Here is a 15160-nt window from a genome sequence, read left to right as displayed (position 1 = left end):
ATCCGTGTGGCCTCTTACCTATATAGGCATGAATCAAGGTGTTTCCTAGAACAATATATCCACCTCCATATTGCTGATCCATTCTACCGGATGGCCGGCCACCTTATTGCAAGTGACGGCGAATTTCAAGGGGAGGATAATTCCCAATGGGATGCGTAACCATCCCGGCATATTGAAATTATGGACACCGATCAGGGAACCTAGCTGGATACCGACCGAGGGAGCTACCAAGAAACGGGTCTCGTCATTACGGCGGTCTATACCCATCTCGAAATAACTATACAGGCCGAGGAAACGTTTCGGGGAAACGAATATATCCATGTTATAATTGGCGCCCGCCTTCACGTTCCAGTTCTTGATCGTGTAGGAGGAGGAAGGGGCGTGCATATAATAACCGGAGATTGTAGGGGATACCCAATGAGCGATGTCGCCCGGCTCCATGATCATGCCTTTCCCTTTCCCGAACTTATGCCAATTGATCATGCTGACGTTCAAGCGACCGCCATACGTCATGACACCGTCCCGGTTGCTATGGATCGGCGTACCGATCAGGAACATGAAAGAGTTGGCTACCCTCGACCGGATAAAGTTGCGGGTAAAAGGCTCTTGTACGATCAGCTGTAGCTCATCCTTGCGGTCGGCGACGGAAGCTTCCAAGGGGACGTCATCCAGATCCGTCCCGAAGGGGATCGGGAAATCCTTGATTACCGGGAAACGATCGTAGACGAACTGGGGCAGGTCGTCTCGTTCGGAAGGGATCTCGTTCAAGATATTCTCGTCTGATCCTTCCAAGGCATTCTGGTAGGCTTTCCAGACTTCTATGATAGACTCGCAGGTGGCGGTCACAACTTGGTAGAATACCTTCGTCTCCCGCTCGTAGCTATCGCCTTTCTCCAAGGAATAAGGATGTTTCTCCGTTACCCGGATATGCCGGTAATCATCGGCCTCGTTGTACTCCATCGTGTTTTGGTTCAGACGTTTATCGCCGTAAGCGCTCCAAGTCTCACCCTTTAGGTTGGCAGTCTGTACGGGGATGGTATTGTAGAAATCGTGCAAGCTCTTATTATTGGATACGGCGGAGGCGGAGAAGCCCCTACGTACCATTTGGTGTCCGGAGGCGAAGGAGTCTTGTAGGAAATGCTCGGCGAAAGCCTCGTACATCGTGGCGTAGAACATAAGGTTACTGGCCATTTGCGTATCTCCTTTACGCATCTCCTTACCTGCCTCTTGCGCTAGGTAGATAGCGAAGATGTGGATGCAGAAATACTTGCTCATGGAGGGCAACTGATTCAATTTATTGAAGACCTTGTTTACTTCCGAGGGGCGTTGAAGGCGGCGGATCAGCTCGGGGTCGATCATCTTCAAATGCTCGTTCAATCCCTTGCCATAGGCGTAGAAGTGGGAGAGGTCCTTGATCGCTAGGATACCGTAAGCCAGATTGATGTCGAGTAGCTCCTTGCTGTTGGCTCCGGTGAGGAACTCGTTCATGGCTTGTGTCTCCAAAGCCAGCGTACGGTTCGTCTTGGAGAAATGGGTCTGCAGGCCTGTCTCCAAGAGCATGGGATTTTCCACATGGTCGCCGGCCAATCCGCAAAGCGTACCGTAGGTCACGATATTCGGCAACTGCGTCAGCTCATTCATGGCGTAGGCGTTCGAGCCGGGCATATGCGACATGTTGAGGATTTGCAGCAAGGCGCTATCGGCGACGGCCTCGTTGGGGAAGATCCCGTTTTCCACCAGATAACGTGGGAGAAGGCTCATGGCACGGTCGCCGATCTTACGATGCTCGGCGAAATCCCATGCGAAGGCCGAACTTGTTATTGCGCTGATACCCATAAGTAGGCATCTGCGGTGAAGAAGTCGTTTAATAGTGTTTCTCTTGTTCATATCTATACTTGTTTATAATTATCTGAATAACTCAAGTGCGAACTTCAACCCGACGCTTTGATACTTGAACTCCTCGAAGCCTAGGAAAAGCGCTATATGAAAAAGGTCGCTACCGATACCATACCCGAGCTCGCTGTAATTCGGCAATACGGGAGTCCATAGCTGGCTGAGGTAGAAACGTTCGGACACGAGGTATTTATGCGCCTTGGGATTGGGCTTGAGGAATCGCAATAGAATGAATGGGCTCTCGTACATGAGGTGCCCTTGAATATATTTGTCGGAGGCATTGCACCAATCCCCACCCAGATTATGAAAGATCCCGCCAAACCGATCGCCCCAAGGCTCGGGGAAATAACGTTTGGCGAAATAGCTGAAATCGGCGAAGTACATGTTATGCTGGTTAAAAAAGAGTCCACCGCTTAGATTGTAACTCAGTCGTTCGGATAAGCCCAGCCGTACGGTCTGGTTCATGCCGGCCTCCATCCGCCAATAATTTCCCGTACAGCCGAGCAGGTCCGGTATACTTCGTGCCAGCTCGATCCGGAAGGTCGGGTAATGGGAATGTAGGTACTCTTTCCGGTAACCGTCCATCCAGTAATATTGCCGGGGCGTGTAGGTAAGGCCGATAACCGGGGTGAACTCATTATGATCCTTTAGATCCAATCCGGTATCCTTATTCTTTTTCACGGGCGTACGATAGTGGTATGCGAGTCCGGCCGAGAGCCGGAAGCCGTTCATCAGTTCTATCTGGTTCATCAGCTTGGCATAGTAGTGCTGGAAATACTTCAAGTTGAGATCTTCGAAACGGATTGGGGTATCTTTTAGGATCTCGTTGATCTGGTGGATCACTTCGGAGGAATAGCTTTGGTTGTCATTGGCTATCGTGAGGTTGAGGATGCCTTGACGCTCGGGGTGATACTCCCAGTCGGTTGTTAGCCGTAGGCGTAGCTCTTTCTCCTTGAATAGGAAACCGATCTCGGGGTGGAAGCGTAGCTGACGGTCATGCTCGAATGTCTTACTGATACGTGCTTCTTGCTTATAGGTGATCCCGTTGCTTCCGAAAGATAGCTGGAACGGGTTGAGAAGGCCGGAATACTTCACACGAGTACTCTTGTAATCCCTGTTGACCGTGCTGGTGAGCCGCTCGCCGAGTTGGAGGTAGCGAGTGAGAGCGCTGCTGTCCGCTTCCGTCCTCACCACGTTCGTTCCGGTGGTGTACAAGGCTTTCTCGTCGGTAGTGAGCGGCTTGTCCCTCCGGCTGTTCCAATAAGTGCTGTCTTGGGTAAAGGAGAGTGTGTCGGAGGTGATCGTATAGTATTGGGTTTGATCGAGCGAGTATAATTTCCTGCTCTCATGGTCTTCCTCTACCCAAGAGATCGATTTATAGCGGAAAGCGGCGTGGATGTCGCTCTCTATCCGGTTGCCTAGGGCATGGTAGCAGACTTGCAGGTCAGCCTCTTCCGGGAGGATGAAATGCTTCTCGTCACGGTTGAAACGTATGCTTAGGTTGAACTCGGAGAAAGAGGAGTGCCCTTGTATCTCGATACGGTCGATGGTCCAGAGTTCGTCGGTTACGTACAGGTTTCCGGATAGTAGTTTCTGGCTCCATTGGCGAGGGGTGAAACGGATGTTATACACAGGGATGCCGGAGATCGTGTCCGTGCCTTCCTGCCGAAACGTGTAATATTTGAAAGCATCGGGCGAGAGTGGCATGATCATTCCCTTATTGTAGATCGTGGGGGAGTAGACGTTCAAGTTGACGAACGAGGCTATCTCCTTGTAATGCCTTCCGGCGGCGAGATGGCTGCTGTTGATGGCTACAATCTCGTTGCGATAATGGTTGGGAGCGTCGTAGTGGGTGAGGCCACTCATCTCGAAGAAGGCATCGCGGGGATGACGCTCTATCGGGAAGACCAGATAGGCGTATCGTAGCAGCTTGTTCTTCCGGGGAACGTGCGTACGGCCTTTCACGTAGGTCTCCGCTTCATAGCTCTCGAGGACGTGCTCGTAGATGGGGGCTTGATGGATTACCTGCCGCATGATGGAGTCGGCTCGTGTGACGGGTGTCTTCTCTTGTGCCCGCAGGTCTGAATGGACTAGCGGGCACAGAAGAAGTATGGATAGTAGAATAAGGTGTCCCGTCTCGATCCTCATCCTGTCAATGTATGGCGAAGGTTGGGCATACTAATGCGCAAAGATGGCAGCCGACACATTTTTGCTCGTCTATCACCGGTTTGCGCATAGAGGTGAAACGGATAGCTTGATGTCCACCGTCGTTACAGGAAACGAAACAGCGTCCGCAGCCGAGGCATAGGCTGTTATCTACTGTCGGGCGGTGTATCTGCGTACGTTCCAGTTTCTCGGGGGGTACGATGTTCGGTAAAGCGATACCTATGAGGTCGGATAGGGTTTTATATCCGTTCTCTTGCATGAACAGTCGTAACCCTTCGCATAGATCGTCGATGATCCGGAAGCCGTATTGCATCACGGCGGTACATATCTGTAGGTTCGTGCAGCCTAGTAGCAGGAAATCGAGGGCATCCCGCCAAGTCTCTATACCGCCTATCCCGCTGATAGGCATCTTGCCGGCAGAAGGATCGCTCACCAGCTCATGTATGAACCGGAGAGCGATAGGGCGCACGGCTTTCCCCGAATAGCCGGACACGCTGCTCAGTCCGCAGACAACGGGCCGGGCCGTAAGTGCTTTCTCATCGATACGGGTGATACATTTGATGGTGTTGATGGCGGCTATCCCGGTGGCTCCTCCTTCGTGGGCGGCGAGCGCCACGGGTGTCATCTGCCCGATATTCGGTGTCATCTTCGCTAGTATCGGCAGATGGGTACCCCGGCGTGTGGCGGCGGTGAACCGGCGTACCAGTTCCGGGCTTTGTCCTACGTCGCTGCCCATCCCTTCTTGCGTCATTTGTGGGCAAGAGAAGTTGCACTCAATGATATCGGCCCCAGCCTGCGTGGAATATTGGGCAAGCCGTGTCCACTCATCGTCTGTCCGTCCCATAATGGAGGAGATGATTAATTTGTCAGGATAGCGTTGCTTGAGGCGATAGAGAGTATCGAAATTCTCTTCGACAGAGGCTTCCGACAATTGTTCCATGTTCTTGAATCCGATGAAAGGCACGCCATCCACCTCCATTTGGTCGAAGCGGGGGGATACCTCATGGCTTGGATAGAATGATATCGTCTTGAAGCAGATACCGGCCCAACCGGCTTCGAGGGCCCGGACGCACATCTCGTAATTATGGGCTACGGGCGAGGAGGCCAGTATAAAGGGGTTGGCGCAGCGGACACCACAAAAGTCGATCGCCAAGTCCGGAGACGAAGTGAGGGGAGAGCTATCCGTCGGGTTTGGCATATCTTGTAATTGCCGTACGATCTGGGTGATGGATATCGCCCGGTCGGTTCGTCCGCGGAGGCAGGCCTTCTCGCAAGGATGCCCGTCGCAATCCTTGCAGGCTTCCATCCGGTAGGCCCGGAGGATAGCTCCCGCTAGGTTGTCCATTTTACAGGCCCGCAGCAAGCGGCCCGGATCTAGTCCGGGCTTGCATGCCTTCGTGCAGACAGGGTCATCGCACAGATAACAGCGATTCGATTCTTCCGTTAGGAGGCGTTTTCTCTGGAGGAGGTTTGTCTTCATGGCTTCTAACTGTATTATCTCACTACTTTCTGTACTTTCCGGTAACGTTCGGTCACTACCTCTACGGTATATAGGTGTCCGGGCAGGCTGAAGATTGCTTTTCCGGATACCGCTTGCTGGTGACCAGCCAACGTGCCGTTCATGCTGTAGACGTTGACGGTGGCTCCCGGCAGGCAATCTACCGTAAGCATGCCGTCGAGGAAGCGGATAGACAGGGGTTCATCGGCCGTTACCACCTCATTTCCGGTGATGCTCACGTCACCTCGTACATAGGTGATGTTGTTGATGTCCCACGCCAATACGAAGGGTTTGTCGCTGTTTACCATGAAGGGAAAGGTGTCGGTGCCGAAGCTAATCTTCCGTTCGAGTAGCTTGGGGTAGTACTGGTCACGGAGCGTGTTCGACTTCTCGGCAGTGAGCAGATAGAGGGTGGATGAGAAGGACTCGGCTGTCTCTTCCGGCCTGACGTGCTTGTCCGTGCGTCGTATCTTCGAATAGGATGCGCTGATACCCTGCGAGGTTGTCGCCGTGGTCTGGTCTGTCCATTCCCAAGAACTTTGGTTCTCCAGTTGGAAGAAGGGGAATTTCAAATCCATAAGGCTGATGGCACCTTTGGTCTGACTGTCGGAGATTGTGCCGCTGGTTTCCAGCGTCATGTCGATCCGTTCGGAGTTGAGGCTGAAGTTGACGGACTTGCTGACATTTGGCTCGCTGGCGGTCATGGTGAGGATCTCACGGGCCTCCCAGTCTCCAAGTTTGCTTGGATTGTCTATGCGGAAAGGCTCTAGGTCGAGAGGCACTTCTACTTGTTTGATACTCTGCCGTGTCATGTAAGTATAGCTGAATATGGGCATTCGTACACTCTGTCTCCGGGTGGGGGAGAGGTATTCTAGGTCGCAACGGGTCAGAATGGGTACAGAGTAGAGGGCGATGGCCCGGTAGTCTGCTGTGTCGTTTGCTTCGAAGGTAACGGTGATGGACTCGGACTGGCTTGTTACTTCCTCGTGTTGTTTCTGGAAGGAGTATCCGCCGCCGAATGCTGCCGTGAGTTTGTCCGTATGCGGCCCGAAGGAGCATTTGAGATCGCTCTTGTAGAGCCGACTCACGGAGTTGCTGGTGCCCGATCCCATGGTGAAGGAGAGGCTGGAGGCTACGCCGAGATCCTTGAACCAGTCGTTATTATCCACTATCGTTGGAGGTGGTCCTTCGATGATGCCGATGAGACGCACGAGGTTACGTAGCTCGCTGTTGCCGAACAGGGCCTTCTCGTCGTTGAAGGAACTGCGTCTCTCTACGATCTCGTTGGAGCGGATGGAGGCGATGTAGGCGTGCTTGTACCAATGGTATGGAGTCTGGTTACCTCGCAGCAGGTAGATATATTGCTTGTAGTAGAGCCCTCCGCCGGGAGCTGTCTCGGTGGTAGGATCTGCTGCGGTGGCTACGACCGTGTAGCCGTAGGGCAGGTCGGTGTAGATGGGTGCGTCGGTGGCGAAGCTGTTGCTGCCGGGGTAGAATTTCTTTAGGAAGTGTTCGCCCGTTCCCTTGCCATCATAGGTACAGTAGCTGAAGATCAGGGGATTTGAGGAAGCTTTGTAGCCGCTGGTATTGTCGGCTGCGTAGCCTTCTATATCGGCTTGGATGAGCTTGAGCGAGAAGGTCTTCGAGCGTCCTATGTCGTGATGCGCGTATTCTTCCCAGTTGGAGGGCCATATGTTATCCTTGCCATACTCGCCGCTGTAGCTGAATGCCTCGAAGGTACCGCTCTTGAGTCGGCCTATGATGAGTTTCTCCACGTTCTTTTTCTCGGTGTCGTCGTAGCCGTACCACGAGGTGGCGTCCCAGTGGTCGTCGGGATCGTATTCCATTGATATGCCTGTTGAGCCTTTTAGCTCGATATTATCGTGTCCGGCGTTGCGCACGGTGCCGCACCAGTCCCAGCCGCTGTTCAGCTCGGGGTCGCCGTATTGGTAGACTTGCAGTTTCTTGTTGGTGCGGCGGTGTAGGATGACGCAGATCTTGTCACGGTAGATGGTGGCGGCGAAGTTGGCGTAAGTTTTCCCGTCATCGAGCATACGAGTTTTCTTGTATTCTCCCTTTTTCATATCCACCTCGCCGATCCATATCTGGCCATTGGTATTATTCTTCCAGAGCACGTAGAAGCGATTGCGGTATACGATGATCTCGGCATCTTGGTATACGCCGAAATCATTGAGAAAGATCATTTTCTTACCGGTGTCGCCAACGGTGGATTGTTCCATTGTCCGGGTCTCGCCGTTCACCTCGAAAGCGATGAGGCGTATGGATGAGGGGCCGTTATTATCTATGTAGACCCCGTAGAGCTTCCCTTGGTAGTATTGTGCGTCGGTGAAGCAGTAATAGGCCCCTCCGTCTTTATCGATATTGTGGAATTCTTTCACCTTATACAGTTCGGGATGTTGGCTGATCTGTGCCTTGACGGTGGTGGTAGAGGCACAGATAAGCAAAAATATGGCGATCAGCCGTATCGCTTGTGCTTTGAGTGTCGTTCTCATGTATATATCTGTTTAAGAGGTTTAGAAACTGATATTGAATTGTAACTGTACGGACTGCCTCTTGCCGAAGCTTCCGTTTACTCCGAGCGAGATGTTGTCAGCGAGGAAATAGTTCACCCCGGCCAAAGCGTACAGCTTGTGACGGGCGTGGAAGGTCTCGTCGATACGAACGGTATAGTCCTCGCCGGCATATGTCTTGGTGAACTCGTACCGGTCTTTCATCGTGTAGTCCTTGTAGAGGATGCCGGCGTAGGGCACGAAATTGCCCAGTGCGTATCCGGCTACTACGGGCACGGCCCACTCTAGGTAACGGCGGTTGAGGCTGAGGTCTCGCAAGGGGATGGTCTTGCCTTGGTAATACACCTCGGTGGTCATGTTATCGCTGTTGGCATAGCGCACGCCGGGTTGGGTAGACATGAAAAAGCGGTCGGTGAAGGCATGGCCGTAACCTAGCCCTCCGCTGTAGATGGGTATCATGTTCTTGCTGAAGATGGTACTGCTTAGGTCGTCATCATCTCGGAAAGTCTCCTCGTGGGTGAAGTTGGTGGTACCGATGCCTGCCCACAGGCTGAGATTGTCCCATACACGATAGGAGAGGCGCAGGGAAATACTGTTCATGATGAGTCGGTGACTTACCGAGTGATTGTCCTCGTCGATTTGTTCGGATGTCCAATTCTCCGGGTTTCCCATCTGCCCATCTTCATCCACGCCAAATGACGTGGTGGAGAGCCAAGGGGTACTGGTATCGTGACTTCCGTTGATCTGTAAGTTGAAACGTTTTTCCCCCGTAGGATATTTGTCTAAGGGGATCAATATATCCGCCTTGGCTTGATAGACAGTAAAAACGGATAAGAGTAGGAGTGTAAAATGTCTCATATCGCTATTTATTTAGTTGAATCATTTACGTTGTTATAATATAGGTTGGCGAAGTACTCGATGGGAGTGTTGCCCGTCACCTCCTTGAATTGGCGGTAGAAAGAGGTACGGGAGGTAAACCCAGCCGTCTTGTATAACTCCTGCGGCTCTTGTGTGAGGCACTTGGAAAATTCCCGTATGAGGTACTCTACCCGATAGATAGCCAGCCAGCGACTGAAGTTCATACCCGTCTGATTGTTCAAGGTAGAGGATAGCCGGGTACGGTTCGTGCAAGCGAGGTTGGCCAACTGGCACAAATTGAACTGTGGATCGAGATAAGGCTTCTTATCCTCCATGATTTGTAAGATGCGGGCATATAGCCTGCGTTCGATTAGGGATGGCTTTTGCTTTTCTTCCATATTGGTACTGTCTTAAGTAACCCGCATAAGAGGGACTTGCGAGGTCAAATATAGACAGTCCCATTTGGTAAATCAAGGGATGAGAAAAGATGCGAACGTATTGAAACTTGATCCGAACGATCTGGTACACCAAAGGCCGTAAAGCCCCTGCATCAAAGGCTAGACACGTACTTTAACAGATTATTTGCCGGTCTCTTTTCGTACGTTTCTGTATTGGTTGGGCGTAAGTCCGGTGACTTGCCGGAACTGCCGGAAGAAGGAGGTTCGGGAGGTGAAGCCTGATTCGGAGGCTAGTGCGGTGATGTCGCTGTCGGGACGTAGGGCGACGAGCGAAAGGAGGTGGTGTACCCTGTATTCAGCCAGCCAACGACTGAAGTTCATTCCCGTCTGCCTATTGAGGGTGGTGGATAGTTGTGTTCGGTTAGTACCCACTAGACGGGAGAGGGTCACAAGGTCGAGATTAGGATTTAAGAAAGGCTTTTGCTCTTTCATAACTGATAGGATTCGTTGATATAGGAGATTATCAGCTTTTGTTGTGACCTCGGTGTTTGCCTCTGAATGATCTGGTAACTTTATTTGTGGCCGGGAGATTAGCGGAAGCGGATCGTGTATTAGCAACCAAGCCGCATGATGGCTTATCAATAAATCGAATAACTGGCGTAGGCGACGGCGATGATTTCTCCACCAAAGGTATCCTCCGGTTAGGATAGCCATGAGCAAAATAATGACTCCGGTAAGGATATACTGGATGAGCCGTGCCTGTTCCGCTTCCGCCTTCTGACTTTTTAAGCGGGTGGATAATAGTTCGTTTTGCAGGCTTTCGCTGATCATCTTTCTGCGTATGTTCATTTGCTCTTGGGCATAATGGGATTGTAGGGAGTCTGCCCGGTTTGCCTGTTGGATGGCTTCCGATTGATTTCCGGTCGCATAATGGCATTCGGACAACATACGTGCCACACGCACCTTATATTCCTCGATATTGTCTTTGTTCCTCAAGAGAGGCGTGGCGACATTATTGAATGAGACTCTGTCTAATTCCTCCAATACGGATAGTACCTCTTTGTTTTTTCCATGTTTCCGGAGAGAGACGGCGTATTCCATGAAGAGTTGATATTGCAGATAGCTGATCGTGTGTATTTGGTGTTTCGCCTGAAAGTGGCGGATATCGGTAATGCATCGTTGGGTCCATTCCTCCGCTTCGGCGGTCTTTCCCGTACGGCTTAATGCTATAGCTTTTACTAAGTGAGGAGAGCTTATCACTTTATATTTCAAGTTCACCAATGCTGAATCCGCATAGATGAGTGCTTGGGGATATAATCCACATTCAAGACAAGCGCTAGCCGCCGTGATATACCAGTTTTGAGGATTTATATATGCATATTTTCGTGCCTCGTTTATCCATCGCTCGCATTCTGCGGGTTGGCGTATCTGTGCGTGAAGAAATGCCATACGCAGGTGATTCATGAGAAGGTGCTTGTCTTTTATGCGGATGGCATAAGGTTTCATGCGGTCGAGTAGCATTCTCGCATGGGCCGTGTCCTGTAATCTGCAATAGCGGGTGTATATGATTTGGCGGGTTGCCAGCAAAAGCGAGTCATTCCCTATTTCTTGGGCATGGGTTTCTATCTCTTCGCATAGCTGCTCGTTCAAGGGACCGCTCAACAAAGAATAATCATTCAGTTGCGCTATTTGCTGATCCAATTGCTGCTTGGGTGGAAGAAGAGAGTGGGAGTCGCAGGCGTAAAGGACTGACAGTAGGAATATGTAAAGTATGCTTGTTTTCATGATGTCATAGTTTTATTTGTAATTCCAGACCGAAAAAAGGCTGGGTATTTTGTTGAAGGTAAGATCTCGTGCTGGCCGAATAGCGAGTGGGGCGTAAATCGGCGAGGTTGTTGGCAAAGAATGCCAGCGTGATGTGCTCTCCGAAAGCTTTGTTTACCCGAATATTCAGCATACCATATGGTTTATAAGAGTTTGGCAGGAATCGTTCCGGTGCGGTGGTGGAGAGTAAAGGCGCGAAGGCTGGATCCTCTTTCTGTGTCTCGGTGAACGGATGTATGATTCCGTCTGTTCCAAACCAATATAGGGGCCATACATTCTCGCCAGTGCTACCGTTGTAGAGCGTACGATATTTATAGAGCCATATCATTTGCCACGTAAGGGTAGTGACCAGTCCGATTCTGGGGATGCGCGTGATGAAACGGAAGTTCGTGGAGATGATCTCCGAACGACTTTCATTTCCCGGTCCGCCTTGCTTGTCGTAAAAACCTACGTAGGGGTATTCTGTTTTATCTGTGTACTGGATCGGCCAGATCCCGTTAAGGGCCGTATTCTTTTCTCGTACATATAACCAGATCCCGTCTACGATTAGGGAGGTACGCAAGGGTGAGAAAGTCCCGAGGTCCGCTACCATCTCGATCCCATGTTTCTTCCTATGGAGTGTATTGACTGGTACAGATACCGGCGTGTAACTATATTTCTCTTGATAAGGGACAGCCTTACCGTTCACCCATACCTGTCCATCTTTGTATTCAGGACGAAGTTGGGCGGTTGATAGATAATCATATTCCCGATAGCTGAACGGAATATATTGCGCCGAGGAGGAAAAGCCATCCGTTTGTTTCTCGAAAAAAGCGGTCATGTCAAGTCGGATGGCTGGAGTCTTCCCTATAAGGCCAACCTCTATCTTTCGATTTACGGTAGGTTTTAATTTCATATTTTGTTCCATTCCGGGGGCATGTGTCGTGAGAATACCAAGGGTGTTTCCACTTTCATTGCTATCATTATAATAGAAAGAGACCTTATCATTATAAATAGCTTCCGGGTAGAGTTTATCCAATGTCGGCATGAAACTGATCCATCCGAGCCCACCTTTTAAACTCAATGTATAGCCGGAGGGAGAGGAGAAGAGAGACCATAAGAGATTCAGGCGAGGTTCTGTCTGATAGATTAAGGCATAATCCCGGCTTTTCAATCCTTGATTTCTTAATCCGGCTTCTACATGGAGGTTGGAAGTCCGGTATGTGGCCTCAATGAAGCCACCGAACGTATGCAAGGACGGGATTTCCCGGAATGAGCGGGGACGGATAGATGTAGAAGGAGGCCTCTGCCGATCGAAATCCCTGCCTCGCCCTTCGTTACCCTCACTACGGTATGAGAATCCGGCTACTAAGCTGATATCCCTCCCTTGTCGTAGAGGGAATAAGGTAGACGCCAGCATCTCGGTTTCTACATAAAAAGGTCGGCTTTCATTGACTAATGTGTACATGTAGTTTGAGGATAAAACACGGGCTTCCCATTCGCCGCTCTCTTTCTGGTCTGTATAAAGCTGGCTAGAGGCATTGTTGACCTGACTCTTTGTTTGTTTGCTTTTTTGAAGGGAACCGTCTATTCTCAGAGACAGCTTCTTGAGCCAACGTCGGTCGGGTTGCCATTCCCCTTGTATGGAAAATCGCTGATCCAATCGTTGTCTTTGTGTATGATTCTGCTCGTTGACGAATTGCTTTTCCTTTCCTATGCGAGAGGTGTAAGTAAGGCTTAATTCTAGTTTTTTCCCTGCGGGCAACCAATGGTAAAGGTTTGCCAAGCGTATGCCGCCGGTATGGAAATCGCCTTGGCTGGTATAGTCCGCTAACAGGTTGAGCGTATGGCCTTGTGGGGAGATACAGAAGCCTTTTCCAAGCATATATTGTTTCAGTTTCGGATTGTAACGTATGCTGGTGGAGAGAGGCATTCTACCTTGATGAGTCTTGAGTAATAATACGCTATTTGTTAAGTTTCCGTACCGGGCAGAAGGTATTCCCCGGATGATTTCCGCCTCTTTCACTTGGTTGAGAGATAGAAAACGGGCATCATATCCTTCGTAAGGCTCGTTGATGCCGGTGTTGAAATGAAGAGGAGAGCCGTCTACCCATATTTGGGCACCCATAGCTGCGTTCTTATGAAATTGGTTTACCCCGTTCTTTAAAGAAACCTCTCGCACTGAGAAATATTGTGCGTCTGTCACCCCAGAATTATTGGTGAGACCTCCCGGTAATAATTGTGTCAGATCAGAGATCGTGATCGGTTGCGTATGTTCCAACGTTGACGCTGGAAGCAAGGAAACCGTACCCGGAGTCTTAGACTCTATGGCTGTTACCAAAATGTTGGGTAAATAGAAGGACAGAGTATCCGGTTGCTTTTGCCCGTGAAGGTAATTGCCCGGATGAAGTGATGACAATAAGAGAAATATCGTCACGATCTTTATTGGTATTTTGTACAAAGTTGAGTAACGCATAGTATTAGACCTATTTATAGCCAGATGACAATACTGAGGTTTCCGCCCCCTTCGAGGGGCGATTGAGGGCTTGTCGTTTGTTCGAGACTACCCTTTAAACGAAATCCCGCTGATAAGGCGGAATGAATGGGATGCCGATATTCCATTTCCGCACCGATACCCAGACGGGTTGCCGTGCGAGCAATAAAATCCTCGTTCACTTTTTGCATGTTCTGCTCTAGCTTGATTTCTGCAGAGCCATTCTCATCCTTCTGCGTTTCCTTCTCCCATTTGATCTCGGTGCCATAGCCCGACACGATATACACGGACGGGCGGATACTTAGCTTGTTTTCTTTAGGTAGGCGGATTTGTCGAAAAAACGCGATCTCTCCGTGGAAGAGCCCTGTATATTGTTTGACCGTAAAAGGATATATGTAGAAATCATTTTCCAAACGATTCCATCCGACAGTCATTTGCCATGTGGATACCTTTTCGCCCGAAGTATCATTCTTTGTCGCCTCGTAACTTAGTTGGGTAGATAACATCCGTTGCCTTGCTAGGCGATAGGTGGCGAATGTAGTCCATATGGCAGACGAGCTTGTGGTGGGATTCCGTTGTAATATGCGGTTGGCCGTAGTTTGGTTGAATCGGGCTGTGGGCGACCAGATATGCGTCCACGATTTATTCGTTCGGGTAAAACGACCTTGGTAACTGATTTGATGCAGCCGTTCTTCCCAGCCTCTCAAGTTGCCGGAGTTATTTGGATTGTCCGCTAATTGCTGGGTCTCGTAGAAGAGATCATGGAAAAGACTCCAATGCTCTTTTAGGGTTTCCGTTTGCAAGGAAACACCTAGGCGTTTTCCTTGGCTGCGAAACAGGAAACTTCCCGATAATTCTTGCATCGGAAGCCAATAACCCAGAGGAAATGTATAAAGTTTATCTTTACTATCCGTATCATACGTTAATTCCTCTGTTCGATGGGTATAATGGATCGAGGCTCCAAAACGTCTGCGTACTTGTTCGTAAACGATACCTCCTGATATCCGGATTAAGTGTGCCATCCCATGGTAGATATGGTAAGAGGAGCGATCTTCGTTGCTTGTAGCTGTATAGTCTCCATCTATCCCGACCTTGATTTTCGGGGATAAGACGTAAGCCGCTTGTCCGTAGATCCTGTATTTCTCGATGCGTTGTGGCTCTCCCAAGGAATCGCCGGCCGTAATCAGATAGTCCGGTTGCGATAATAAATTCCATTTTCTCCCTTCCAGTAGGCTTTGCGACCAATCGATACCACCCGCCAGCCAAAGCAGACCCAGCTTTCGGTTACCGGATACATAAGCCCTATAGGTCTGTGTTTGATCCGGCTGGTCGCTGGCAGGTAAGGCGGCTTGATGGATCAAATAACTTAAACCGGCTTCCATAGCGCTGTCCTTAGGCACATAGCTGATGCTGACAGGATTGGCGGATAAAGCCCATGCGCTCTCTTGTTGAGCCCATGACCGTGAGGCATAGACAGATAGTGATATCATATATAGAATGATAGTGATCTTCATAGAGG

General features: G+C 50.3%; 9 protein-coding genes. All 9 read right to left on the bottom strand.

The window, feature by feature from the left end; genetic code table 11:
- Nucleotides 1-45 precede the first annotated feature (45 nt).
- A complete protein-coding gene (locus tag DW033_RS03050) occupies nucleotides 46-1887 on the bottom strand; it encodes a hypothetical protein (protein WP_122382433.1) in 1842 nt (613 codons plus the stop codon).
- Nucleotides 1888-1905: 18 nt separating this feature from the next.
- Nucleotides 1906-4041 carry a DUF5686 family protein gene (locus DW033_RS03045; protein WP_122382432.1) on the bottom strand — a complete coding sequence of 712 codons (2136 nt, stop codon included), beginning with the start codon at nucleotides 4039-4041 and terminating at the stop codon, nucleotides 1906-1908.
- Nucleotides 4042-4045: 4 nt separating this feature from the next.
- Nucleotides 4046-5539 (bottom strand): NAD-dependent dihydropyrimidine dehydrogenase subunit PreA, encoded by a 1494-nt coding sequence (preA, locus tag DW033_RS03040; RefSeq protein ID WP_122382431.1) that lies wholly within the window; start codon nucleotides 5537-5539, stop codon nucleotides 4046-4048.
- A 14-nt stretch (nucleotides 5540-5553) separates the two neighbouring features.
- Nucleotides 5554-8070 (bottom strand): hypothetical protein, encoded by a 2517-nt coding sequence (locus DW033_RS03035; RefSeq protein WP_122382430.1) that lies wholly within the window; start codon nucleotides 8068-8070, stop codon nucleotides 5554-5556.
- Between the two features lie 21 nt (nucleotides 8071-8091).
- On the bottom strand, nucleotides 8092-8946 hold the full coding sequence (locus DW033_RS03030; RefSeq protein ID WP_022192147.1) for a hypothetical protein: 855 nt from the start codon (nucleotides 8944-8946) through the stop codon (nucleotides 8092-8094).
- An 8-nt stretch (nucleotides 8947-8954) separates the two neighbouring features.
- A complete protein-coding gene (locus DW033_RS03025; RefSeq protein WP_005862182.1) occupies nucleotides 8955-9344 on the bottom strand; it encodes a helix-turn-helix domain-containing protein in 390 nt (129 codons plus the stop codon).
- A 180-nt stretch (nucleotides 9345-9524) separates the two neighbouring features.
- A complete protein-coding gene (locus DW033_RS03020; protein WP_122382429.1) occupies nucleotides 9525-11129 on the bottom strand; it encodes a helix-turn-helix domain-containing protein in 1605 nt (534 codons plus the stop codon).
- A gap of 4 nt (nucleotides 11130-11133) precedes the next feature.
- The gene (locus DW033_RS03015; RefSeq protein WP_122382428.1) at nucleotides 11134-13623 is read right to left on the bottom strand and encodes a TonB-dependent receptor; all 2490 of its coding nucleotides are present in this window, start codon (nucleotides 13621-13623) and stop codon (nucleotides 11134-11136) included.
- Nucleotides 13624-13637: 14 nt separating this feature from the next.
- Nucleotides 13638-15155, bottom strand: coding sequence for a DUF6850 family outer membrane beta-barrel protein (locus DW033_RS03010; RefSeq protein WP_122382427.1), 1518 nt, complete (start codon nucleotides 15153-15155; stop codon nucleotides 13638-13640).
- Between the last annotated feature and the right edge of the window lie 5 nt (nucleotides 15156-15160).

Origin of the sequence: Parabacteroides sp. AF39-10AC (genome assembly GCF_003635405.1) — a bacterium.
In the GTDB taxonomy this organism is placed as follows: domain Bacteria; phylum Bacteroidota; class Bacteroidia; order Bacteroidales; family Tannerellaceae; genus Parabacteroides; species Parabacteroides distasonis.
The sequence above is the reverse complement of the archived record's forward strand: the minus strand, read 5'-3'. Positions and strand labels throughout refer to the sequence as shown.